Origin of the sequence: Pseudomonas sp. SMN5 (assembly GCF_052041925.1) — a bacterium.
Taxonomy (GTDB): domain Bacteria; phylum Pseudomonadota; class Gammaproteobacteria; order Pseudomonadales; family Pseudomonadaceae; genus Aquipseudomonas.
This window is the reverse complement of record NZ_JBKGGX010000007.1, coordinates 231217-254300: the sequence shown is the minus strand read 5'-3', so window position 1 is coordinate 254300 and position 23084 is coordinate 231217. Positions and strand designations below refer to the sequence as shown.

21 protein-coding genes and 1 pseudogene are annotated in these 23084 nt (G+C 57.7%); 9 read left to right on the top strand and 13 right to left on the bottom strand.

What is annotated here, in order from left to right; all coding sequences use genetic code 11:
* Positions 1-23 precede the first annotated feature (23 nt).
* From astE to acs, 13 genes are all read right to left on the bottom strand, one after another.
* Entirely contained in the window at positions 24-1031 is a 1008-nt protein-coding gene (gene astE, locus ACLEJR_RS09990) for a succinylglutamate desuccinylase (protein ID WP_440813601.1), read from the bottom strand.
* Between the two features lie 12 nt (positions 1032-1043).
* Positions 1044-1331, bottom strand: coding sequence for a hypothetical protein (locus ACLEJR_RS09985; RefSeq protein WP_053147236.1), 288 nt, complete (start codon positions 1329-1331; stop codon positions 1044-1046).
* A gap of 69 nt (positions 1332-1400) precedes the next feature.
* Positions 1401-2747, bottom strand: a complete 1347-nt coding sequence (astB, locus tag ACLEJR_RS09980) for an N-succinylarginine dihydrolase (protein WP_440813599.1) — start codon at positions 2745-2747, stop codon at positions 1401-1403.
* Between the two features lie 148 nt (positions 2748-2895).
* Complete coding sequence (gene astD / locus ACLEJR_RS09975; RefSeq protein ID WP_440813614.1) at positions 2896-4365, bottom strand: succinylglutamate-semialdehyde dehydrogenase; 1470 nt, start codon at positions 4363-4365, stop codon at positions 2896-2898.
* Positions 4362-5387 (bottom strand): arginine N-succinyltransferase, encoded by a 1026-nt coding sequence (gene astA, locus ACLEJR_RS09970; protein ID WP_440794978.1) that lies wholly within the window; start codon positions 5385-5387, stop codon positions 4362-4364. The genes astD and astA overlap by 4 nt, the downstream gene beginning before the upstream one ends.
* Positions 5388-5430: 43 nt before the next feature.
* The gene (aruF, locus tag ACLEJR_RS09965; protein ID WP_003178851.1) at positions 5431-6450 is read right to left on the bottom strand and encodes an arginine/ornithine succinyltransferase subunit alpha; all 1020 of its coding nucleotides are present in this window, start codon (positions 6448-6450) and stop codon (positions 5431-5433) included.
* 217 nt (positions 6451-6667) lie between these two features.
* Positions 6668-7888, bottom strand: a complete 1221-nt coding sequence (locus ACLEJR_RS09960; protein WP_440813597.1) for an aspartate aminotransferase family protein — start codon at positions 7886-7888, stop codon at positions 6668-6670.
* Between the two features lie 396 nt (positions 7889-8284).
* Positions 8285-9265 carry a transcriptional regulator ArgR gene (gene argR, locus ACLEJR_RS09955; RefSeq protein WP_440813594.1) on the bottom strand — a complete coding sequence of 327 codons (981 nt, stop codon included), beginning with the start codon at positions 9263-9265 and terminating at the stop codon, positions 8285-8287.
* Positions 9266-9378: 113 nt separating this feature from the next.
* Positions 9379-10143 (bottom strand): ABC transporter ATP-binding protein, encoded by a 765-nt coding sequence (locus ACLEJR_RS09950; RefSeq protein ID WP_053147221.1) that lies wholly within the window; start codon positions 10141-10143, stop codon positions 9379-9381.
* Between the two features lie 56 nt (positions 10144-10199).
* Positions 10200-10898, bottom strand: coding sequence for an ABC transporter permease (locus ACLEJR_RS09945; protein ID WP_440813593.1), 699 nt, complete (start codon positions 10896-10898; stop codon positions 10200-10202).
* Positions 10895-11584 (bottom strand): ABC transporter permease, encoded by a 690-nt coding sequence (locus ACLEJR_RS09940; protein ID WP_440794986.1) that lies wholly within the window; start codon positions 11582-11584, stop codon positions 10895-10897. The genes ACLEJR_RS09945 and ACLEJR_RS09940 overlap by 4 nt, the downstream gene beginning before the upstream one ends.
* An 89-nt stretch (positions 11585-11673) precedes the next feature.
* Positions 11674-12447: an ABC transporter substrate-binding protein gene (locus ACLEJR_RS09935; RefSeq protein WP_440794988.1), complete on the bottom strand. Its 774-nt coding sequence runs from the start codon at positions 12445-12447 to the stop codon at positions 11674-11676.
* Positions 12448-13156: 709 nt separating this feature from the next.
* On the bottom strand, positions 13157-15112 hold the full coding sequence (gene acs / locus ACLEJR_RS09930; RefSeq protein WP_440794990.1) for an acetate--CoA ligase: 1956 nt from the start codon (positions 15110-15112) through the stop codon (positions 13157-13159).
* Positions 15113-15538: 426 nt separating this feature from the next.
* Between acs and ACLEJR_RS09925 the strand changes: the two genes are divergently transcribed.
* The 9 genes and pseudogenes from ACLEJR_RS09925 (at position 15539) to ACLEJR_RS09885 (ending at position 23076) form a co-directional block, all read left to right on the top strand.
* On the top strand, positions 15539-15802 hold the full coding sequence (locus tag ACLEJR_RS09925) for a DUF2790 domain-containing protein (protein ID WP_440794992.1): 264 nt from the start codon (positions 15539-15541) through the stop codon (positions 15800-15802).
* A 30-nt stretch (positions 15803-15832) separates the two neighbouring features.
* Positions 15833-16036 (top strand): hypothetical protein, encoded by a 204-nt coding sequence (locus ACLEJR_RS09920; RefSeq protein ID WP_440813592.1) that lies wholly within the window; start codon positions 15833-15835, stop codon positions 16034-16036.
* Between the two features lie 501 nt (positions 16037-16537).
* Positions 16538-17785 carry a ribonucleotide-diphosphate reductase subunit beta gene (locus tag ACLEJR_RS09915; protein WP_440794996.1) on the top strand — a complete coding sequence of 416 codons (1248 nt, stop codon included), beginning with the start codon at positions 16538-16540 and terminating at the stop codon, positions 17783-17785.
* 390 nt (positions 17786-18175) lie between these two features.
* Positions 18176-18730 (top strand): BRO-N domain-containing protein, encoded by a 555-nt coding sequence (locus ACLEJR_RS09910; protein ID WP_440813589.1) that lies wholly within the window; start codon positions 18176-18178, stop codon positions 18728-18730.
* 569 nt (positions 18731-19299) lie between these two features.
* Positions 19300-20274, top strand: coding sequence for a TauD/TfdA family dioxygenase (locus ACLEJR_RS09905; protein ID WP_440813588.1), 975 nt, complete (start codon positions 19300-19302; stop codon positions 20272-20274).
* Between the two features lie 10 nt (positions 20275-20284).
* A complete protein-coding gene (gene murI / locus ACLEJR_RS09900) occupies positions 20285-21187 on the top strand; it encodes a glutamate racemase (RefSeq protein WP_440813586.1) in 903 nt (300 codons plus the stop codon).
* 111 nt (positions 21188-21298) lie between these two features.
* Positions 21299-22504 carry an MFS transporter gene (locus ACLEJR_RS09895; protein ID WP_440813584.1) on the top strand — a complete coding sequence of 402 codons (1206 nt, stop codon included), beginning with the start codon at positions 21299-21301 and terminating at the stop codon, positions 22502-22504.
* A 56-nt stretch (positions 22505-22560) separates the two neighbouring features.
* A pseudogene (locus ACLEJR_RS09890) lies at positions 22561-22773 on the top strand (BRO-N domain-containing protein); the annotation flags it as partial.
* A gap of 144 nt (positions 22774-22917) precedes the next feature.
* Positions 22918-23076: a DNA-binding protein gene (locus tag ACLEJR_RS09885; protein WP_440795004.1), complete on the top strand. Its 159-nt coding sequence runs from the start codon at positions 22918-22920 to the stop codon at positions 23074-23076.
* The last annotated feature ends 8 nt before the right edge of the window (positions 23077-23084 follow it).

Sequence of the window (23084 nt, the reverse complement as noted above, 5' to 3'; positions counted from 1 at the left end):
CCCACACTGGAATGATGTGGGTTTTAGGCCAGGTTTTCGTCGGTCGCCGGCACAATCAGAATGCCAGCCCGCAAGCCATTCTTGACCTTGGGGTTCGGGAAGATGATCCGCGCGCCCTCTTCTTCAATCACCCAACGGGTCTGGGCGATGTCTTCGGCCAGCACATAGCCTTTTTCCAGTTCCGAGAAGTTCTCGATGTCCGCCGGCAGGTTCAGGCGGAAGCTGTCGCTGTGCTTGATGATTTCCCGCGCCACGCTGAACAGCTGCAGGCCGTCGAGGCCTTCGTCCGACTCAGGCTCGTTGCCCTCGATGATCTGTTTCAGCCGGGCTTCCAGCAGGCTGACGTTGACCCCGTCGTTCTGCCCGAACGGCCGGGCCTTGCCCAACTCCAGGGTGAAGGACTCGGCGCCGAGCTGGTCGTAGGTGTAGGCACTGAAGACGATGGACGGCTTGTTCTGCAGCAACACTGCTTCCATGCCCGCCGCACGCAGGCGCGCCAACTCACGGCGTGAATGCTGGCGGCCTTCCTTCCACGGATACAGGGCAAACTGCTCGATCTTCGAACCACGGATGGCGGTGTGCAGGTCGTAGTGCAGGCGACTGCGCTCAGGCTTGTTGAAAAAACTGGCCGCCAACCGCTCCAGCTCGCAAGCGCGCAGCGCCTCGGCGCCGCCACTCAGTTCGTGGCGGCCATTGAACAGCCGGTTGACGTCCTGCTCGACGAAACGCTCGCCGCGGCGGATGGCCTCGGGGTTGCCGAACAGGAACAGAATGCGGGCCCGCGGCTTCAAATCGCCACGGGCGATGTCATGCAGGAGGCGGTCGAGCAGTTCGATCGGCGCGGTTTCGTTGCCGTGGATACCGGCTGACAACAGCAGGTCCAGGCCGTTGTCCCGGGCTTCGGGCGGCTTGACCTCCAGCGCGCCTTCGCTCAACCAGCGCATCCTTACGCCTTCGACAGTCAGTTGAGTCTTCTCCGCCGGTTCACGGCCGGCGAGGGTCAGTTCAAGCAGTTTGCCGAGGGCGAGCATAGCGCGGTTTCCTTAATGGTCGTGGCCGCAGTCAGGGCCATGGACGTGGTCGTCGTCGCCGAGGTCCGCCGGTTCCATTTCCAGCTGCAGGCTGACCAGGTTGGTCGCCAGGGGACGCAACAACAGGTTGGCGTATTCCTCGTCGCCTTCCTCGACATCCACACCGATCAGCAGCTGGCCGCGGCCATCCTGCTGGATCCACAACTCCTTGCCCTGCCACATCACCGCGACGCGGGTGCAGGAGGTTTGCAGTTGGGTGCCGTCGGTGTCTTCAAGGATCAGTTGCAGGGAATCGCTCATGTTTTTACGTTCTCGTCGGAAGATAAGGCAACGCGCCCTGCTTTGACTGTAGTCAGGTCGCGCGCGCTTTCAATTGATCTGGAAAGGATAGACCGCGCCAAGTTTTAGGATTTGTGTCAGTTCATCCAGCGCTGCGCGGCATTCGAGCAGCAATTGCGGGTCTGCCAGGTCGTTTTCGGTCATGCGGTCGCGGTAGTGGCGCTCGACCCACTGGGTCAGCGACTCGTACAGCGGCGCGGTCATGATAACCCCTGGGTTGACCGCCGCCAGTTCGGTTTCGTTGAGCGCCACGCGCAACCTCAGGCAAGCGGGGCCGCCGCCATTCTGCATGCTTTGCTTGAGGTCGAAGACCTTGACCTCGCGAATCACTCCGCCGGACCCCGTCAGGCTTTGCAGGTACTGCCAGACGCGCTCGTTACTACGGCATTCTTCCGGCACGATCAACAGCATCGAGCCATCGGCACGCGACAGCAATTGGCTGTTGAACAGGTAGGAGCGTACCGCGTCATCGACGGTAACGGCCGAACGCGGCACGCACACAGCCTGGAATTTCCCACCTACCTTGGCGAGTTTGCTGGTCAGCTCGGCCAGCATTTTGTCGGTCTCGAGGAAGGCGTCCTCGTGGTAGAACAACACCTCGCCATTGCCTACGGCAATCACGTCATTGTGGAAGACACCCTGGTCGATCACCGAAGGGTTCTGCTGGGCGTAGACCACGCCCTCCTCTTTCAGGCCATGCAAGCGGGCAACGGCACGGGAGGCTTCGAGGGTCTGGCGCGCCGGGTATCTCTGCGGCGCCGGGTAGCGGGTGTCGAAGGCACTGCGACCGAACACGAAAAATTCCACGCCTGCTTCGCCGTAGGCTCGGCAGAAACGGGTGTGGTTGGCCGCGCCTTCGTCACCGAACTGCGCCACCGCCGGCAAGGCCGAGTGATGGGCGAAGTGTTTCGAGTCGGCAAACATCGCCGCCAATACGCGGCTGGTGGTCGGATGCTCGATGCTGCGATGGTATTTGCAGTTCAGGTTGGCGGCGGTGAAATGCACGCGACCGTCGGCCGTATCGGCGCTCGGGCTGACCGTGGCGGCGTTGGCCACCCACATGCTGGAAGCCGAGCAACTGGCGACCAGCAGCGGCATCGCTTCCTTCGCGGCCTGCTGGATCACCTCGGCATCACTGCCGGCAAAGCCCAAGCGGCGCAAAGCCGCGACGTCGGGACGCTCTTGCGGCGCCAGCACGCCTTGCTGGAAACCCATGTCCATCAGCGCTTTCATCTTCGCCAGGCCCTGCAACGCCGCTTCCTTGGGGTTGGAAGACTGCTGGCTGTTGCTCTGGGAGGCGACGTTGCCGTAGGAGAGCCCGCCGTAGTTATGGGTCGGCCCCACTAGACCGTCAAAGTTGACTTCATAGGATTTCATCAGCGAGGCTCCACGAGAATCTGGTTTTTATAGGCATCAAGTAACATCGGCGGCGCTTCTATCGCGAGCAGGCTCGCTCCCACAGGGATTGCATACCCCCACGAGGACTGCACGGAACCTGTGGGAGCGAGCCTGCTCGCGATCGGGCTCACGCCATTCTCACGCCAGGCGTCAGAGCCGCTGGCATGACAAGGCTCGGCGTCTCCAGTGACGCCACCGGGTACGCACAATAGTCGGCGGCGTAGTAAGCACTGGCGCGATGGTTGCCAGAGGCGCCGACACCGCCGAACGGCGCGCTGCTGGCGGCGCCGGTCAGTTGTTTGTTCCAGTTGACGATGCCGGCCCGGCTTTGCAGCCAGAACTGCTGGTAACGCTCTTGCGAATCCGACAACAAGCCGGCGGCCAGGCCATATTGCGTGTTGTTGGCCTCGGCGATTGCCGCTGGGAAATCCGCGTAGCGGATCACTTGCAGCAGCGGTCCGAACAGCTCTTCGTCCGGGCGCTCGGCCACTGCGGTGACGTCGAGGATACCCGGCGTCAGCAATGCAGCCTGGGCTTGCGGCTGGGTCATGGTCAACAGCGGCACGGCGCCCTTGCCCAGCAGGTGATTCTGCGCATCCATCAGCGCCTTCGCAGCGCCCAGGGAAATCACCGAGCCCATGAACGGCGCCGGTTGCTGGTCGAAGCCACCGACCTCCAGAGTCGAGCTGACCGCCACCAGTCGCGCCAGCAAGGCATCGCCCCAGGCGCCTTGCGGCACCAGTAACCGACGGGCACAGGTGCAACGCTGGCCGGCGGAAATGAATGCGGACTGGATGATGGTGTAGACCGCTGCATCGACGTCTGCCACCTCATCCACCACCAGTGGATTGTTGCCACCCATTTCCAGGGCCAGGATCTTGTCCGGGCGCCCGGAAAATTGTTGATGCAGCAGATTACCGGTGCGACTGGAGCCGGTGAAAAACAGCCCGTCGATACCTGGGTTCGCTGCCAGAGCAATACCGGTTTCCCGAGCACCTTGCAGCAGGTTCAACACGCCCGCCGGCAGACCGGCCTCGACCCAGCACTGGACCGTCAGCTCGGCGACTTTCGGGGTCAGTTCACTCGGCTTGAACAGTACACAGTTGCCGGCCAGCAAGGCAGGCACGATGTGGCCGTTGGGCAAATGGCCAGGAAAGTTGTAAGGGCCGAACACCGCCACCACGCCGTGGGGCTTGTGACGCAGCACCGCAGTGGCGTCGCCCAGCGGGCCGCTCTTCTCGCCGGTGCGCTCGCGATAGCTCTGCAGCGAAATCGCTACCTTGTTGACCATGCTGGTGACTTCAGTGGCTGCTTCCCACAACGGCTTGCCGGTTTCCTCACCGATGCAGCGGGCCAGTTCGTCGGCACGCTGCTTCAATGCAGCGGCAAAGGCCTCCAGCACCTGGATGCGTTCATCCAGCGAACGCCGGGCCCAATCGGGGAACGCCTGGCGCGCCGCCTGCACGGCCGACTCCACCTGAGCGGCCGTGGCGCCCTTGCCAGACCACAGCACCTGCTGAGTCACCGGGTTCAACGACTCGAAGACGTCACCCTGGCCTTCCAACCAACTGCCTGCAATGTACAGCGACTTCATTATTTCGACTCCCGAGCAGCGGACAACGCGACGGCACGTACCTGGTCGCCGGCGTTGAGTTGAAGACGTTTGGCGGTCAGCGGATCGACCACCAGGGTGCCAGCGGCCAAGCGCGCCGGTGCCGCCGTGATGCGGCAATCTTCGCGTTTGCGGTTATGCATGATGAACGGCGTGGCGTCGTCGCCCGGCGTGCCGATGGCCAGCACCAGCGCCTGGCTGTCGCGGACTGCGCGAATCTTGCCGGTTTCGCATTCAACGGCCGGGCCGGCGTCGAAGATGTCGACATAACCCTGGTAGCTGAAGCCTTCGCTCTTGAGCATCGACAGCGCCGGCTCGGTGTCGGGGTGAACCTGGCCGATCACCGCTCGGGCGTCTTCGGACAGGAAGCAGGTGTACAACGGGAATTTCGGCATCAATTCGGCGATGAACGCCTTGTTGCCAACACCGGTCAGGTAATCGGCCTGGCTGAATTCCATCTTGAAGAAATGCCGGCCCAGGCTTTCCCAGAACGGCGAACGGCCGTTGCCGTCGGACATGCCGCGCATCTCGGCGATGATCTTGTTGCCGAACAACTGTGGGAACTCGGCAATGAACAGCAACCGCGCCTTGGCCAGCATGCGACCGTTGAGGCCGTTGCGGTAATCGGCATGCAGGAACAGCGAGCACAGCTCGGAGTTGCCGGTCAGGTCGTTGGCCAGGAACAGGGTCGGGATTTCCCGATAGATGTTCAATTCCTGCGAGGCACTGACCGTCAGGCCGACGCGAAAGTTGTACCACGGCTCACGCAGCCCCACGGCACCGGCGATGGCGGAAATGCCCACCACTTTGCCGTCGTCATCTTCAAGCACGAACAGGTAGTCCGCATCGCCGCGCCCGGCTTCGCCGCGAAAAGTCTTCTCGGCCCAGCCGACCCGGTGGGCCAGGCGCTCTTCGTTGGCCGGCAAGGTGGTCAGGCCGGTACCGGTGCTACGGGCCAGGGCGATCAGAGCGGGTAAATCGCTGCTGCGTACGGGACGAACGATCATGCTATCTCCTCAAACGGGCCGCTTGCGCCACCCGCCAAACTCATTAAACCGCCACCAGGCGCACGCTCGCACCTTCGCCGACGCCCAGGGCTTCGGCCGCTTCCATGTCCAGCGTCACAGGCTTGCCCGGCGCGTAATCGAGCTCCAGCAGCACCGCGCGGTAATCCTGCAACTGGGCGTTGGCCACCAGGTACTGCCGACCGGCACCTTTCACCGGCTCACCGATCTTGACCGGCACCACACGGCTCTGGGCAATCGAACGAATGCCGGAGACACGGGCGTGCAGGGTCGGGCCACCGTCGAAGATGTCGATGTAGTGATCGGTCTCGAAACCCTCGCGCATCAGGATGTCGAAGGTGATCTGCGCACGCGGATGGACCTGGCCCATGGCTTCCTGGGCGGCGTCCGGCAACAGCGGCACGTAGATCGGGTAATGGGGCATCAGCTCGGCGAGGAAGGTACGGCTTTTCAGCCCGCACAGGCGCTCGGCGGCGGCGTAGTTGAGGTCGAAGAAGTTGCGACCGATGGCGTCCCAGAACGGCGAATCGCCGTTCTCGTCGCTGTAACCGACGATCTCGGTCACCACCGAATCGGCAAACCTCTCCGGATGGCTGGCGACGAACAGCAGGCGCCCGCGGGAATTGAGTTCCGACCAGGGCGAGCCCACCAGCTCCGGCACCACGTAGAAACTGGTCAGCAGGCTGTTGCCGGTCAGGTCGTGGCACTGGGACAGCACGTGAATTTTGTTGTGGATCTTCAGTTCACGAGAGGCGTGAACGAAGGTCTCGTTGCGAAAGCTGTAGAACGGCTCGGAGTACCCGGCCGAAGCGACAATCGCCGAGCAGCCGGCAAGCTTGCCGGTGGCGGTGTCCTCCAGGACGAAGAAGTAGCTTTCTTCACCATTGAAACTGACTTCGGCGGCAAACGAGGCTTCGCTCGCGGCGATCTTGTCGCTCAGGCGTTCCACGTCATCCGGCAAGGAAGTGACACCGATCGGACTGTCCGCAGCCAGACGCTGTACCTCGCCCAGATCAGCCATTTGCGCGGGGCGCATCACCAGCATGGTGTCACTCCTTAACTTGAAATAAAGGGTTCGACCATCAGGTCGAGACTCAGAGAAAAAATACCGGGCTCACTGCCTGCCTGGAGGCCACCGCCAAGCTCCTGTGGGAGCGAGCTTGCTCGCGATGGCGGCGGCACATGCAACATTGATGCAAGCTGAACCACCGCTTTCGCGAGCAAGCTCGCTCCCACAGGGGACCCGGTTCAATTGAGATGGATCAAACCTGCGTCAGCTTCGCCGCAGCCTTCTCGAAGCGGTCCAGGCCAGCGTCGATGTCGGCGTCTTCTACCACCAGGCTCGGGGCGAAGCGGATCACGTCCGGGCCGGCCTGCAGGATCATCAGGCCTTCCTGTTCGGCAGCGTTGAAGATGTCCTTCGCCTTGCCTTTCCAGGCGTCATTCAACACGCAGCCAATCAACAGGCCCATACCACGCACCTGGGTGAAGAGGCCGTACTTGGCGCCGATCTGCTCCAGGCGAGTCTTGAACTTGTCGTGCTTGGCTTTCACGCCGCCCAGTACTTCAGGCGTGTTCACCACATCGATGACGGCCTCGGCCACTGCACAGGCCAACGGGTTGCCGCCGTAGGTAGTACCGTGAGTGCCGACCACCAGGTGCTTGGCCAGCGCTTCGGTGGTCAGCATCGCCGCAATCGGGAAACCACCGCCCAGGCTCTTGGCGCTGGTGAGGATGTCCGGGGTCACGCCGTAATGCATGTAGGCGAACAGCTCGCCGCTACGGCCCATGCCGGTCTGCACTTCGTCGAAGACCAGCAGCGCGTTGTGCGCATCGCACAGTTCGCGGGCGCCTTGCAGGTAGGCCAATTCGGCCGGCAGCACGCCGCCCTCGCCCTGGATCGGCTCCAGCACCACGGCGCAGGTCTTGTCCGAAACAGCTGCTTTCAGAGCCGCCAGGTCGTTATAAGGAACGTGGGTGATGCCGGTAATTTTAGGACCGAAACCGTCGGAATACTTCGATTGCCCACCGACGTTGACGGTGAACAATGTACGACCGTGGAAGCTGTTGAGCGCGGCGATGATTTCGTATTTTTCGCTGCCGAAACGGTCGAACGCGACACGACGGGCCAGCTTGAACGCGGCCTCGTTGGCCTCGGCGCCGGAGTTGCAGAAGAACGCCCGCTCGGCGAAGGTCGCGTCGATCAGTTTATGCGCCAGGCGCAGGGCCGGCTCATTGGTGAACACGTTGGACACGTGCCAGAGTTTATTCGCCTGTTCGGTCAGGGCTCCGACGAGGGCCGGGTGGGCATGGCCCAGTACGTTGACTGCAATACCGCCGGCGAAGTCGATCAACTCGCGACCGGACTGATCCCACACGCGGGAGCCGGCGCCACGCACCGGAATAAAGGCAGCAGGCGCATAGTTGGGCACCATTACCTGGTCGAAATCGGCGCGTTGTACCGCGGCTTGCTCAACGGACATCGGAGTCTCCTGAAGAGGAACACTCGCCTGGAACTGGCGAGCTTGGAAAGGATTGTAAGGACAGTTTTCAGCCCGGCCTTGCCGCCAAGCGACAACTTCTTATAGCGCCAACCCACGTTTTACGCGGGTTTACGGCAATGCGACAAATAGCGTCGCAAAGGCGCAGTTTAAACGTTGGCACGGGGTTTGAGGCACTCGCTTCCACATTTCCCTTGGCCAGTCACCGCTGCAGTTCTGGAAGAGTTATCTGTGGCGAGGGAGCTTGCTCCCGCTGGGGCGCGCAGCGCCCCTCAGAAAAAATCCCGATCAATTCGATGTACGAGGTTTCCGTCTGGGTCCGCTTCGCAGCCCGGCGGGAGCAAGCTCCCTCGCCACAGGTAAGCTGCCTTATCTGCCCTAACCGCGCTCGGACGGCACCGACGACAATTCGAACGGGCTGCTGCTGCGTCGCTGGTTGCGGTCTTCGCGTGGCGTGGCGCCGAAGAAGTTGCGGTAGGCGCTGGAGAAATGCGGTCCCGAGGAGAAACCGCAGGAAAGGCCGATCTGGATGATCGATTTGCTGGTCTGCATCAGCATCTGCCGGGCCTTGTTCAGGCGCAGTTCCAGGTAATACTGGCTCGGCACTCGGTTGAGGTATTGCTTGAAGATCCGCTCCAGCTGCCGACGAGAAACGCACACATGCTGGGCGATTTCGTCGGTGGTCAGCGGCTCTTCGATGTTGGCCTCCATCAGCAGCACCGCCTGGGTGAGCTTCGGATGGCTGGAGCCGAGGCGGTTCTGCAATGGGATGCGCTGACGCTCGCCGCCCTCGCGGATCCGCTCGACCACCAGCTCTTCCGACACCGCACCGGCCAGTTCCGCGCCGTGGTCCCGGGCCAGCACCGCCAGCAACAGGTCGAGCACCGACATGCCGCCACACGCGGTCAGGCGGTCACGATCCCAGTCGAACAGATGGCTGGTGGCGATGACCTTGGGAAAGCGCTCGGCGAAATCGTCCTGCCAGCGCCAATGCACGGCGGCACGGTAACCGTCGAGCAAACCCAGCTGGGCCAGAGGATAGACACCGGCGGACAGGCCACCGATCACACAACCGGCGCGCACCAGCTGCTTGAGCGCGCTGCCGAGCGGCGACGCGAGGGCGGCCGGCGGCTCATCGGCCAGCAGGAACAGCTTCTGGAAACCTTCGAGTTTGCCGCCCCAGGGTTCGCCGGGCAGTTGCCAGGTGTCGTCGAGCGGCGGCTCGGCCTGCAGGAACGACAGCTCATAGACCACATCCGGATGCACCCGTTGAGCGACACGCAAGGCTTCCTCGGCCAGCGCCAGCGTCAAGGCTTTAGTGCTGGGCCAAATCAGGAAACCAATTCGATGGGCAGTCATGGCGGGCAATCCGAAACGAAAAACAGTGTGAGAGCCGAAAGCGGCTGCAACCAAATTAGACCATCTGGCGCACGGTGCGCAGCATGACCCGAATCAGTGCATAACGGGAGCGATTACTTCAGGCTACCCGAAAGAAATTGTTGCAGACGCTCCGATTGCGGGTTGACCAGCACTTCGCGCGGGTTGCCGCTTTCTTCGACAATGCCTTTGTGCAAGAACACCAGCTGGTTCGACACCTCGCGGGCAAAGCCCATTTCGTGGGTCACCACCACCATGGTCCGACCTTCCAGGGCCAGAGCCTGCATCACCTTGAGCACGTCACCCACCAACTCCGGATCCAGCGCCGAGGTCGGTTCGTCGAACAGCATCACCTCAGGCTCCATCGCCAGCGCACGGGCAATCGCCACGCGCTGTTGCTCGCCGCCGGACATGTGGCCCGGGTAGGCGTCCTTGCGATGGGCGACGCCGACCTTGTTCAGGTAATGCTCGGCTTTCTCCCGCGCTTCGGCTTTTGACACTCCCAGTACATGCACCGGCGCTTCGATGATGTTTTCCAGCGCAGTCATGTGCGACCACAGGTTGAAATGCTGGAACACCATCGACAGGCGCGAGCGCATGCGCTGCAGTTGCTTGGGGTCGGCGGCCTTCAGCGCGCCATCCTTGCCGGCCACCAGCTTCAACTCTTCGTTGTTGAGCAGGATTTTGCCCGCGTGAGGTTGCTCAAGCAGGTTGATGCATCGCAGGAAGGTACTTTTACCGGAACCACTGGAGCCGATGATGCTGATCACATCACCGGCGGCGGCTTTCAGGGACACACCCTTGAGCACTTCGTGACTGCCATAGCGTTTATGCAGGTCTTGGACTTCGAGCTTGTACATGCGGTCGGTTCTCACAAAACGTCAGTCGTAGGGCAGTCGATCAGGTCGATGCGTTATCAGTGCTTGCGCGGGGCCAGGTAACCCAGCCAGCGGCGCTCGGCCAACTTGAACAGGCGCACCAGAATGAAGGTCAGGCACAGGTAGAAAACGCCGGCCGTGATGTAGGCCTCGAACGGCAGGTAATACTGCGCATTCACCGTACGTGCAGCACCGGTGATGTCGATCAGGGTCACAATGGAGGCCAGGCTGGTGGTCTGCAGCATCATGATCACTTCGTTGCTGTATTGCGGCAGCGCCCGGCGCAGGGCCGATGGCAACAGGATCCGGCGATACAGCTTGGCACGCGACATGCCCATGGCCTTGGCCGCTTCGATTTCACCGTTGGGCGTGGCCCGCAGGCTACCGGCGATGATTTCGGCGGTGTAGGCGCTGGTGTTGATGGCAAACGCCAGGCATGCACAGAAGGTCGCGCTGGACAGCCATGGCCAGAGGAAGCTCTCGCGCACGAACTCGAACTGCGCCAGCCCGTAGTAGATCAAGAACAACTGCACCAGCATCGGGGTGCCGCGGATCACGTAAGTGTAGAGCCAGGCCGTCATGTTGACGATCGGCTGCTTGGAGACTCGCATCAGTCCCAGGGGCAGCGCCGCCAGCAGGCCGAAGAACAACGACAGCGCCAGCAGCTTCAAGGTGGTCAGCAAACCGCTGAAGTACAGCGGCAAGGCTTCATAGATGACGTTGTAGTCGAAGATCATAGATCAGCCGCCCTTACGCCTACCGAGTAGCGCTTCTCAAGGTGACGCAATGCCAGCAACGAAACACTGGTGATCACCAGGTACATCGCCGCCACTGCCAGGAAGAAGGTGAAGGGTTCGCGGGTGGCATCCGCCGCCTGCTTGGCCTTGAACATCATGTCTTGCAGGCCCACCACCGAAATGAGCGCGGTGGCCTTGGTCAATACCAGCCAGTTGTTGGTGAAGCCCGGGATCGCCAGGCGGATCATCTGCGGCACCATCACCCGGAAAAACACTTGCACACCACTCATGCCGTAGGCCATGCCGGCTTCGGCTTGCCCCTTGGGGATTGCCATGAATGCACCGCGAAAGGTTTCCGACAGGTAGGCACCAAAGATGAATCCCAGGGTGCCGATACCAGCCGCCAGCGGATTCAGGTCAATGTAGTCGTCATAACCGAGCATCGGCGCGACGCGATTGAGCAGGTCCTGGCCGCCGTAGAAGATCAGCAGGATCAGCACCAGGTCGGGGATGCCGCGAATGACCGTGGAATACAGGTCGCCAAGCCACGCCAGCCAGCGCACCGGCGAAAGACGCAGCGCTACGCCGATCAGCCCCAGGACGATGGCCAGGGCCATGGACGACAGGGCGAGCTGAAGCGTCAACCATGCGCCATCGAGGATGACAGCCCCGTAGCCTTTCAACATGATTCAGGTCCTCGAAAGTGGGATGTAAAAATGGCGCAAACCGCAGGGAGCCTGTTGCTTGCGCCATTTCGAACGGCTAGCGAGACGTGTTACTTGCCGTAGATGTCGAAGGCGAAGTATTTGTCCTGGATCTGCTTGTATTTGCCGTTCTCACGAATAGCAGTGATCGCGCTGTTGATCTTGTCTTTCAGGGCGTCGCCCTTGCGCACCGCGATACCAATACCGTCGCCGAAGTACTTCTCGTCGGTGAAGGCAGGGCCGACGAACGCGAAACCCTTGCCCGCGTCGGTCTTCAGGAAACCGTCATCCAACAGCGTAGCGTCTGCCACGGTGCCGTCGAGGCGGCCGGCGGATACGTCCAGGTAGATTTCGTTCTGCGAACCGTACGGTTTGATCTCGGCACCCAACGGGGCCAGGACTTCGCGAGCAAAGCGCTCATGGATCGAACCGCGCTGTACGCCGATGTTCTTGCCCTTGAGTTCAGCCAGGTTGTCGCCGACCTGAGTACCAGCCTTCATCACCAGACGTGCCGGGGTGTTGTAGTACTTGTTGGTGAAATCAACGGATTTCTTGCGATCTTCAGTGATCGACATCGAGGACAGGATCGCGTCGATCTTGCGCACTTTGAGGGCCGGGATCAGGCCGTCGAACTCTTGTTCGACCCATTGGCACTTGACCTTCATTTCTTCGCACAGCGCGTTGCCGATGTCGTAGTCGAAACCGACGATGCTGCCATCCGGGGCTTTCGAGGCGAACGGAGGGTAAGCCGCTTCGATACCGATCTTCAGAGGTTTCTCATCGGCGAATGTCGGCAGGGAGAGCACGGACAGTGCCAGGGCGCCAAGCAGCACAAGTTTCTTCATCTTGGGACTCCATCGGTAAAGGGCAAAACGGCAGAGTGAGCAACAGCCCAATATGCGAATGGGTAACACGAACCTGGGTGCTGCGTCCTAGGAAGCCTGCGTTTTATTCAACGCGAGCCACGACGAGCGAGTGATCGGCATTCTAACGACAGGTCCGAAGCCGATATTTCTTCAATGCGACAACAAATTACAGAAGCATCGAGAAAGCGGATCAAGCTCATTGACAGTCTTGCAATTTCATGCAAGAGCAAAAGAAGGGAAACCGATCCATGCTGCAAATTGCGGGCCCATTATTCGCAAACCCTTCTAATTCGGCAAGCACAGCGTGTCGGCTGATTTTACAAAGGGCCGTAAGCGCCCTGAAACAGGATCCGACGTTTCCCATCGCCTCGGCACGGCGCCCTCGGTTACACATTTCGAAACATCGGTAACGTTCAGAAAGGTCTGACAGGGAACGTCGATATTTATTCACCCTGCCTACAGCACATATTCCCGTGGCGAGGGAGCTTGCTTCCGCGGGGTGGCAAAGCCACCCAATCGAACCACGCAGCTTTGCAGGGAGACCGCACACGCTGGTTTTACGACGGCTGCGCCGCCGAACGGGAGCAAGCTCCCTCGCCACAGGTGTGTACGCGTCACCTATGCCACGTATGAAAAAGCCCCACCCGGCAAGTGCCAGGCGGGGCTTTCGGGTGTTGCTTGCTACCCGTCAGGCAACGTTCATGGTCTTGTGCGTCTCGATCAGATGCGCCACCACACTCGGGTCGGCCAGGGTGGAGATATCGCCCAGGCTGTCGTATTCCGCCGTGGCGATCTTGCGCAGGATGCGGCGCATGATCTTGCCCGAGCGGGTTTTCGGCAGACCCGGGGCCCATTGGATGACATCCGGCGAGGCGATCGGTCCGATCTCCTTGCGCACCCAATTCTTCAGCTCCAGGCGCAGGGCTTCGCTGGTCTCTTCGCCAGCGTTGAGGGTGACGTAAACGTAGATCCCCTGCCCCTTGATGTCATGCGGCACCCCGACCACCGCCGCTTCGGCGACTTTCGGGTGGGCGACCATCGCGCTCTCGATCTCGGCCGTGCCCATGCGGTGGCCGGACACGTTGAGCACGTCGTCGACCCGACCGGTGATCCAGTAGTAGCCATCCTCGTCGCGACGGGCACCGTCACCGGTGAAGTACATGCCGCTGAAGGTCTTGAAATAGGTATCGACGAAGCGGTCGTGGTCGCCGTACAACGTGCGCGCCTGGCCCGGCCACGAGTCGAGGATCACCAGGTTGCCTTCGGCCGCGCCTTCGATCAGGTTGCCGAGGTTGTCCACCAGCGCCGGCACCACGCCAAAGAACGGACGCGTGGCCGAGCCCGGTTTCAGCGCCGTGGCGCCAGGCAGCGGGCTGATCAGCACGCCACCGGTTTCGGTCTGCCACCAGGTATCGACGATCGGGCAGCGCTCCTTGCCGACGTTCTTGTAGTACCAGTCCCAGGCTTCCGGGTTGATCGGCTCGCCCACCGAACCCAACAGGCGCAGGCTGCTGCCATCGGCGCCTTCGACCGCGGCGGTGCCCGAAGCCATCATCGCGCGGATCGCGGTCGGCGCGGTGTAGAGGATGTTGACCTTGTGCTTGTCGATGACCTGGGCAACACGGGTGATGTCCGGGTAGTTCGGCACGCCCTCGAACAGCACCGTGGTCGCGCCATTGGCCAGCGGGCCATAGACGATGTAGCTGTGGCCGGTGACCCAACCGACGTCGGCGGTGCACCAGTAGACTTCGCCCGGCTTGTAGTCGAACACACGCTCATGGGTCAGGGCCGCATACAGCAGATAGCCGGCCGTGGTGTGTTGCACGCCCTTGGGCTTGCCGGTGGAACCGGAGGTGTAAAGGATGAACAGTGCTTCCTCGGCGCCCATTTCCTTCGGCGCGCAAACGGTGCCGGCGACTTTCATCAAGTCTTCGTACCAGATGTCCCGGTGCTGGTTCCACTTGATGTTGCCGGCCGTACGCTTGCACACGATGACTTTCTGGATGCTGCTGGTTTCCGGGTTGGTCAGCGCGTCATCGACGTTGGCTTTGAGCGGGATCTTCTTACCGGCACGAATGCCTTCGTCGGCAGTGATCACCACTTTGGATTTGCAGTCGATGATCCGCCCGGCCAGCGCTTCAGGCGAGAAGCCGCCGAACACCACCGAGTGGATCGCGCCGATCCGGGCACAGGCCAACATGGCGACCACGGCCTCCGGGATCATCGGCATGTAGATGGTCACCACATCGCCACGGTGCACATCCTGGCCGCGCAGAGCGTTGGCGAACTTGCAGACTTCTTCATGCAGCTCGCGATAGGTGATGTTGCGGCTCTCGGACGGGTCATCGCCCTCCCAGATGATCGCCACCTGATCGCCACGCTCGGCCAGATGCCGGTCGAGGCAGTTGTAGGACACGTTCAAGGTGCCATCGGCGAACCACTTGATGTCGACATGGTGATCATCGAACGAGGTCTGTTTCACCGTGGTGAACGGCTTGATCCAGTCCAGGCGCTTGGCCTGCTCGCGCCAAAAGCCATCCGGGTTGACGACCGACTGCTGGTACATCGCTTTGTAGGTCGCCTCGTCAGTCAACGTACTGGCCGCAACCTCGGGGCGAACGGGATACAGAGAAGCCGCACTCATGTTTCTTACCTCGGAGACATAGTTGTTTTTGTATGGTCCCGTTGTAGCCTGGGGCGGGCCTATAGAACCATTCGACGATGGTAGTAACAAGTCCCTACAAAATGTCGGTACTAACGTGCAAGTCCGTACTTGCCACCCATTTCCCTTGTGGGAGCGAGCTTGCTCGATGACGTCAGCAAATCCAAAACAGCTGTAACAGACAGCACCCTACTCCCAACGATTATTACCAAATCAACCAAAAGTGTTTATCAAAACCCGGTCTGTTTGCATGCAACCCCACTGCCTAAAATCCATCTCGCCAACCGGCAAACGCGATTAACGCAACACAGCCCCCACGAAGGCCGTTAATCAAACTTCCAATACTTGCTCCACACGCAACCCCAAAAAGGTTGCGTGACCCCATTCGACCTCAGAAAGGTGAAACAAATGAAAGCTCTATGGGTTCTGGTCCTCGGCAGCCTGTGCGCCACCGCCATGGCAGACGAAGTCCCGACCGATGTCGCACAGCAAAAACCGGTGATCGAGGAATACACCTACTCCACCCACCTGGACATCGCCAAGATCATCTCCATGAGCGAGATCCCGAACGTCTGCGAAGTGGTGCCGGCGAAGATGGAATACGACGACTCCAAAGGCCAGCGCCACATCCTGCGCTACAGCGTCATGGGCAACGGCTGCTCCAACGGCTGATCGACTTCGAACGAACCAGGAGCAACCACCATGAAAACCCAATTGATTCTCGCACTGACCCTGTCCGTACTGGCTGCCCAGAGCTTCGCCGCCGACGGTTTCGACCGCACCGGTTCCGCCGCCGCCATCAACCGTTATGACGCCGCGCTTGCAGCCGACGATCATGACCAGGCCGCCCCGGACACCATCGCCGCCGGCAGCCATGACCGCACCGACTCGGCCCGTACCGATTGATCATTACTGGCATTTTCCAGGGCCCGGTTTCGACCGGGCCTGGTTGTGTCTGGAACCGCTGAAAAGCCTTCACAAACACAACATGTTGTGCATCAGCGCAAAAATCGATGGTTTTTTGATCAAAATAAACCGCCGTGCGACCCAGGCAAAAAAAATCTTCAGCGGGCCTCCAACGGCGAAAGCCTTGTAAACCCTAGTTCCCATGCCGATCGGTGACCTGTGACCCGGCCCTGTGGGCGATTTCGCCGCACCACGTAGGCAAAAAAGTCCTTATAATGCCGCCTTAAACGGGCCTGCAATATTCCCTTACAGGGATCACGCCAGCCTGAAGCCGACTCAGGGGCCATTGCTTCCCTGTGTCCATCGCCGCTTCAGCGCCCTCCCGTACATTTTTCTGTTTGTTGCCTGCGTCATTGCTGCAAGAAACGATTTTTTCCAAGATCCACCGCGGCCAGTTGGCCCTCACCGGGCATCTGGCCCTCACGCAGGAGACGACACGTCATGCTGAGCTGGGACGAATTCGACAAAGAAGACGGCGAAGTTGCCGTAAAAAGCGCCAACGCCGGCCACGCTTCTGAAGCCAACATGGACCGCCTCGACAGCGCCGGCGGTGCCGCCGCGCTCGAAGCCCGCGCCGTGACGGCCAGCGACTCGGCCGCGATCATTCGCGCCAAAGCCGCCCTCGACAAACTCGACGTCGCCGAAGGCCTCGCCGAACTCGAAGGCGCCTCCGCCCGTGTCGCCGTCGATGAAAAGCGCATGATCAACTGCCGTGCCGACCTCAACCAGCTCGTACCCTTCAAATACGACTGGGCCTGGCAGAAGTACCTGGACGGCTGCGCAAACCACTGGATGCCGCAAGAAGTCAACATGACCGCCGACATCGCCCTCTGGAAAAACCCGGAAGGCCTGACCGACGACGAACGCCGCATCGTGATGCGCAACCTGGGCTTCTTCTCCACCGCCGACTCCCTGGTCGCCAACAACCTGGTCCTGGCCGTATACCGCCTGATCACCAACCCGGAATGCCGCCAGTACATCCTGCGCCAGGCGTTCGAAGAAGCGATCCACACCCACGCCTACCAGTACTGCATCGAATCGCTGGCCATGGATGAAGGCGAAATCTTCAACATGTACCACGAGATCCCATCGGTCGCGAAAAAAGCCGCCTGGGGCCTGAAGTACACCCGCTCGATCTCCGATCCGAAGTTCGAAACCGGCACCCCGGAAACCGACAAAGAGCTGCTGCGCAACCTGATCGCCTACTACTGCGTCCTGGAAGGCATCTTCTTCTACTGCGGCTTCACCCAGATCCTCTCCATGGGCCGCCGCAACAAAATGACCGGCGTCGCCGAGCAGTTCCAGTACATCCTGCGCGACGAATCCATGCACCTGAACTTCGGCATCGACGTGATCAACCAGATCAAGATCGAAAACCCACACCTGTGGGACGCCGAGATGAAGGAAGAAGCGACCCAGATGATCCTGCAAGGGACTCAGCTGGAGATCGAATATGCGCGTGACACCATGCCTCGTGGGGTGTTGGGGATGAACGCGGCGATGATGGAGGACTATCTGAAGTTCATCGCTAACCGTCGGTTGTCGCAGATTGGGTTGAAGGAAGAGTACCCAGGGACGACCAACCCGTTCCCTTGGATGAGCGAGATCATGGACTTGAAGAAAGAGAAGAACTTCTTTGAGACTCGGGTGATTGAGTATCAGACGGGTGGGGCTTTGAGCTGGGATTGATTCGAAAGAAGAATCCTAGGCCGGACGCGTAAGTAAAAACCCCGTGAGAGCGGGGTTTTTTGCATTCTACAGAAGCGAAACTGCGTTTAACTTCAGAACGGCTAGGCTACCGCTGCCCTACGAAAAACTCAGAATCTTTCCGCATTGACTCAGCATCTACCTCTTACCTATCTTAGTCGCAGGTGCCTAAGAAACGCCCAACGTAGTAGCCAATCGCCAAGCATAGAATCGCGTACCGTCCGAGGACGTATGCAACTCTGTATTGCGAAATAGCTTGTTGGGATTTTTCTTACATCCTCTACGTCGGGCTCGCGCCGCTAACTTCATACGTAGAGGTCGTTATGCTCACGAAAAAACCAGCCCGCTCTCCGTACACCTCGGAGATCAATCATGCCTGATGCTTACATTCCTGCGGTGTTCACTCGCCTGAACCTCCACCTCCATGCCCTACTTCTGGAAAACCAACCCTGGTTCTGTGCTCGCGACCTCGGTCGGCTAATGGGTGTGCATTTGAACGACCGAATGGTCAGCAAACTGGATGAGGATCAGCGGCACGTCTTGCCGATTCGCTACCACGGCCAGCCGGAAAAGCGGCTGATGCTCAGCGAGTCCGGTGTGTACGCCTTGTTGGTTTACCACTACGCGCCAGGGAATCGCTTGTTGCGCGAGTGGCTCACGCATCATGTAGTGCCAGCGTTGCGGGATGCACAGGCTTCAAGCGATACCGAGCGGCCAATGCTCAGTGTTTTGGATTGGCCGGAGATGTCGTTGAGTCTGCTGCACTGGCAAAACGACGGTTGGATTCGGCTTCGGGACATGCCGTATCTGTCGCTTAATCGGACTCGTGGTCGAGCGAAGGTGGCTAAGCCTTGGTGGCGTAGGTTGCTTTACATTTTTCACGGGACTGGGCATGCAGTTCCTAGGGCCAATATGAACGAAGACTGAGTTTTTTCTGTAGGAATTTTCGTAGATAGCCGTAATGGCCAGCCAGTATTGATTAAGATCGAAACTCACATGTACTAATAGTCCGTCCCTAAAACGGTCGATTCTCGTCGGGAACCTATCAGATCCCGCGGAGACTCATATAGCTTGTGGCGCTATATTACCCCCAAGATGCAAATCCGATTATCCGTCGGTTACCGACTGCTTAATAATCAGGCGCACAAGGTACTGTACGGTAGGAAGAATCTATTTCTTGATATAAACGGTTAATGCACATACATCTGTTAGGCAGCTGCGCCCCTCAACTATTTTGCCCACACCAATACAGGAAGCATCCTACAACAAAAAAATTGACTCTAGACCTTACAAAGCCCTACCTTTCTATTTGCAGCACAAAAGCCAGACAACAATAAAGCCTCTAGCATCAACGCCACATTGCAAACTACAACAATACGTAGCGATAAACATAACAACTTCAAAACCAAGGACATACCACCTCTTTTCAAAATTAATCCACAAGCATAACCAATACTCAAATCACTGTATCGATTACTCTAATAACATGGAACGTTATGACAACCAAAATACAGAAAATAATTCTTGAAGCTCAAGAAAAAATCCAAATTCGCAGCCTGCTCGATGAGATCATCAAAGATCCGGCTCTGACGAATCAGTATAATTTTATGGAAAAGGCTACTCTTTACGCTCATGAATTGCCACGAAGAGTTCGTGAAGAATTTTATGATTTCAAACGCAGTGAAGTCGCTGCCGCACTCTTGGTCTCCGGAAATCCGGTGCTTGCTGAGGGCGCTGGACCGAGTCCTTCCAGATACATTGAATTAGATGAAGACTACCGTTTGAATGATGCAAAAGTCCTACATGGCTTATACGGATCGCTGCTCGGAGAGGGAATAGGCTTCACTTCACAGCGCAACGGTAGTCTTTTCAACAACATTGTCCCGCTTGAAGAGCATAGAAAAACTTCAAATTCAAGCGGTGGATCCGTTCTAGATTTTGGATTTCATGTAGAGGATGCCTTCCATCCTGCACGCGCCGAGTACTTAGGCCTCGTCTGCATGCGCAATGATGAACGTGCCGCCACTATTATTTCGTGCATCGACAACATAAAACTTAGTACTGAAGAAAAACAAGTTCTATTTAAACCTAACTTCAAGATCTCTCACAACCCAATCCATAACACATCTGACATTATAGAAGAAACATCCCAGGCTATCCTCTTCGGCCACAAGAACGCCCCATACGTCAAAATTAATGCTGCCGCATTGAATATTGATGAGTATAGCGGCATTGAACGTCAAGCCCTGGAAAAGCTCTTGGATCATTTTACAAGAAATCGCGTTGCAGTTGTGCTCGAAGCGAAGGACTGTATATATATAGATAATTACCGATGCGTGCACGCAAGGGATTCATTCAAAGCAAACTATGGCGATGGAGCACGCTGGCTAGCGAGAGTAGTTTTCGCTTCTAGTTTAAGAAAGTCACGCGAAATGCGGAGCACCATACACACTCGCGCCATCAGTGCATGAAGGGACGACTATGAGCGCCCAAAAACCACCAATTACCGCCATGAAGCTCTGGCTAGGCGATGAGACAATGTTTGATGGCCTGCAACTGTCAACCATTCATCCAATTATTATAGTAGATTCAGGCATAGGCGGCTTAACAGTAGCACGGCAGCTAGAACAGCTAAACCCAAAAACACACATTTTATATGTGGCAGATAACGAATGGTTTCCTTACGGCAACAAATCTAGGTTGGTAGTCGCCCAACGGATTCAGCTATTAATCGACTCACTTTGCACATGGGTAAAACCATCAGCGATAGTCGTGGCTTGTAATACAGCCTCGGTAGCGATAATAGAGAACAATCTTGATAAAATCTGGATAAATTTCTTATTAACAACCCCACCTATAGTTGATGCCGCCGATATATCCGAGAGCAAAAATATTGTTTTACTCGCTACACCAGGCACAGTAAAAAGCAGGTATATTATCCAAAAAATTGCCGAAACCAATGGGCGCGCCAGAATATGGTCAATCGCGACACAATCGCTAGTTAAATTATCTGAGGCGAGGCTAGCGGGGGAGGATGTTAGTTTAGCCAGCTTCGCTAAACTGATCGCTAATTATCTTACAGAGGAGCAGCGATTATCGGTTGACACTCTTATTCTAGGGTGCACACACTTCCCACACTTAATTGATGACCTACGAAATATTTTTCCAAACGTGCACAACTGGGTTGACCCCGCAAAAAAAACTGCTATACAGGCAGCATCCTTGATAAAAATCAGCGACTCATCCTATAGGACGCCATTAAGAATGGCTATATTCACAAGCAAGCAAAACGTCACCAAATACCATCAAATATTTGCAAAATGCGGATTCAGCTTAAAACAGCCCACGGTGAAAAATAAGACACCGACCGAAACGGCCAGCTGAGCCTTCCAGCAATTGCAAGTGGCGTAACCCTTTACCCAATATGTGCGCACGCACTCGCGCATTTTACGCCACACTAATGCTATCAAACATTTAAAAACAGAGACTGATTACTTGATTTTTTTTATCAATCAATATCGATGGGTAATTTTAGCCATTGCGACTATTGCCCAAGCTTGCGCCTGTTTCTTCATCCAAGGATTCGGTTCCATTGCAATAAACATTAAGACTGAGATGGCCCTCAGCAACTGGCAGATAGGAATGCTTATTTCAGCTGCACAATTGATCCCGCTTGCAGGCCTTTTAGTTGCCGGCGAGTTATTAGACAGGTACAGCGAGCGGCTTGTTGTAGGTATTGGAACAATAATCGTAGGGGCCGCATTGTGTGCAACTGCGCTGGCCAATTCATATATTGAGATGGTAATACTCTTCACTATACTTGGCCTTGGTTATAGCACCGCCCAGCCTGGAGGAAGTAAATCTGTATCTAATTGGTTTACAAGTAAGCAACTGGGGTTCGCCATGGGAATTCGCCAAGCGGGATTACCACTTGGCGGAGCAATGGCAGCGATACTTCTTCCATTCATAGTCAGCCGCTCTTCGGTTCAGGCCGCCTTTCTTGTGAGTGGTGTTGTCGCTTTATTCGGTGCGACTCTGTTTATGCTATTATACAAAACTCCGGAACAACAAATAACCGCCCCCAACAAACAGACTAATATTAGATCTATTATCGCAACACGATTATTAATAGCAACCGACCCATCCATGAGGACCATTATGCTGTCGGGTGCTAGTCTTACGGCCTCCCAGTATGCAATCTCAGTCTTTCTGGTGCTGCATCTTCACACCTCACTTGGAATTGACGCCATCACTGCGACGACGATGTTCTTTGTCGTGCTCGGAGCAGGCATAGTAGGAAGAATCGCACTCGCAGCCTGGAGCGACCGATGTACGGCAGGAAGATATTATCCGGTGTTGATTTGCTTAGGCGCGGTCACCCTCATCCTGACATTACTACCATTTCTGGTAACCAAAAATATTATCATCATGGGTACAGTCATGGCCCTGACAGGTTTTTTCGCATATGGGTGGTATGGTCCATGGGTAGCCTATGTTGCCGAGACTGCTCCAATTGACCGTAAGGGCTTCGCACTTGGAATGGCGATGACAGCGAATCAGATATCCGTTGTATTAGTTCCTCCAATGGTTGGTCTTTCGAGGGACAGTTTCGGAACATACGCTTATGGTTGGTGGGCGCTGGCCATCGTCTCTGCCATTGTGTTACTGATAACTAACACAAGAAATAATGGCGTGCGATGACTTCCGACATCTTTCCCGCACTGTTTTAACAGCTAAATAGCCTGTTTTCGAAAAGCGTGCCTATGCTGCGCTATGAGCGCTTCTCGCAAAAGGTGGAGCGTCCTACGTTGAGCGTGCTGGATTGGCCGAAGATGTCGCTCTGCATGCTGCATTGGCAGGATGAGCCGTGGATTCGCTTGCGGGATATGCCGGCGGTGCTGGTGGATGATCCGTTTAATCAGCATGAATCCTGGTGGCGGAAGGCGTCGCGGATTTTGCGAGGGTTTTGACTGATCAGTGCCGTCGTCCGTGTTCGGGCGACGGTTTTTGGTTGGTCATAAGAATTTGGGTCTGCTTCGCAGCCCAGCGGGAGCAAGCTCCCTCGCCACGGGGATGAGGCAAGGCTTCAGTCCAACTTTTACTGGAGATATTTAATGAATAACAAGTTTAAAAGTGAGGCGTTCGAGTCGATTCACAGCTCGGCTGAGGCACTGCAGAAAATCGGCGCTATCGACGAGGCCACCATGGACGAGTTCGACGAGGCCTGTATTGGTGAGGAGCCTGTTGAAATCCCGCCTGCTCAGATTGAGTAAATCTGGCA

Bases quoted from the DNA above. Each gene is read 5' to 3' on its own strand.
- astE (WP_440813601.1), bottom strand. From the start codon at position 1,031: ATGCTCGCCCTCGGCAAACTGCTTGAACTGACCCTCGCCGGCCGTGAA.
- ACLEJR_RS09985 (WP_053147236.1), bottom strand. From the start codon at position 1,331: ATGAGCGATTCCCTGCAACTGATCCTTGAAGACACCGACGGCACCCAA.
- astB (WP_440813599.1), bottom strand. From the start codon at position 2,747: ATGAAATCCTATGAAGTCAACTTTGACGGTCTAGTGGGGCCGACCCAT.
- astA (WP_440794978.1), bottom strand. From the start codon at position 5,387: ATGATCGTTCGTCCCGTACGCAGCAGCGATTTACCCGCTCTGATCGCC.
- aruF (WP_003178851.1), bottom strand. From the start codon at position 6,450: ATGCTGGTGATGCGCCCCGCGCAAATGGCTGATCTGGGCGAGGTACAG.
- ACLEJR_RS09960 (WP_440813597.1), bottom strand. From the start codon at position 7,888: ATGTCCGTTGAGCAAGCCGCGGTACAACGCGCCGATTTCGACCAGGTA.
- argR (WP_440813594.1), bottom strand. From the start codon at position 9,265: ATGACTGCCCATCGAATTGGTTTCCTGATTTGGCCCAGCACTAAAGCC.
- ACLEJR_RS09950 (WP_053147221.1), bottom strand. From the start codon at position 10,143: ATGTACAAGCTCGAAGTCCAAGACCTGCATAAACGCTATGGCAGTCAC.
- ACLEJR_RS09945 (WP_440813593.1), bottom strand. From the start codon at position 10,898: ATGATCTTCGACTACAACGTCATCTATGAAGCCTTGCCGCTGTACTTC.
- ACLEJR_RS09940 (WP_440794986.1), bottom strand. From the start codon at position 11,584: ATGTTGAAAGGCTACGGGGCTGTCATCCTCGATGGCGCATGGTTGACG.
- ACLEJR_RS09935 (WP_440794988.1), bottom strand. From the start codon at position 12,447: ATGAAGAAACTTGTGCTGCTTGGCGCCCTGGCACTGTCCGTGCTCTCC.
- acs (WP_440794990.1), bottom strand. From the start codon at position 15,112: ATGAGTGCGGCTTCTCTGTATCCCGTTCGCCCCGAGGTTGCGGCCAGT.
- ACLEJR_RS09925 (WP_440794992.1), top strand. From the start codon at position 15,539: ATGAAAGCTCTATGGGTTCTGGTCCTCGGCAGCCTGTGCGCCACCGCC.
- ACLEJR_RS09920 (WP_440813592.1), top strand. From the start codon at position 15,833: ATGAAAACCCAATTGATTCTCGCACTGACCCTGTCCGTACTGGCTGCC.
- ACLEJR_RS09915 (WP_440794996.1), top strand. From the start codon at position 16,538: ATGCTGAGCTGGGACGAATTCGACAAAGAAGACGGCGAAGTTGCCGTA.
- ACLEJR_RS09910 (WP_440813589.1), top strand. From the start codon at position 18,176: ATGCCTGATGCTTACATTCCTGCGGTGTTCACTCGCCTGAACCTCCAC.
- ACLEJR_RS09905 (WP_440813588.1), top strand. From the start codon at position 19,300: ATGACAACCAAAATACAGAAAATAATTCTTGAAGCTCAAGAAAAAATC.
- murI (WP_440813586.1), top strand. From the start codon at position 20,285: ATGAGCGCCCAAAAACCACCAATTACCGCCATGAAGCTCTGGCTAGGC.
- ACLEJR_RS09885 (WP_440795004.1), top strand. From the start codon at position 22,918: ATGAATAACAAGTTTAAAAGTGAGGCGTTCGAGTCGATTCACAGCTCG.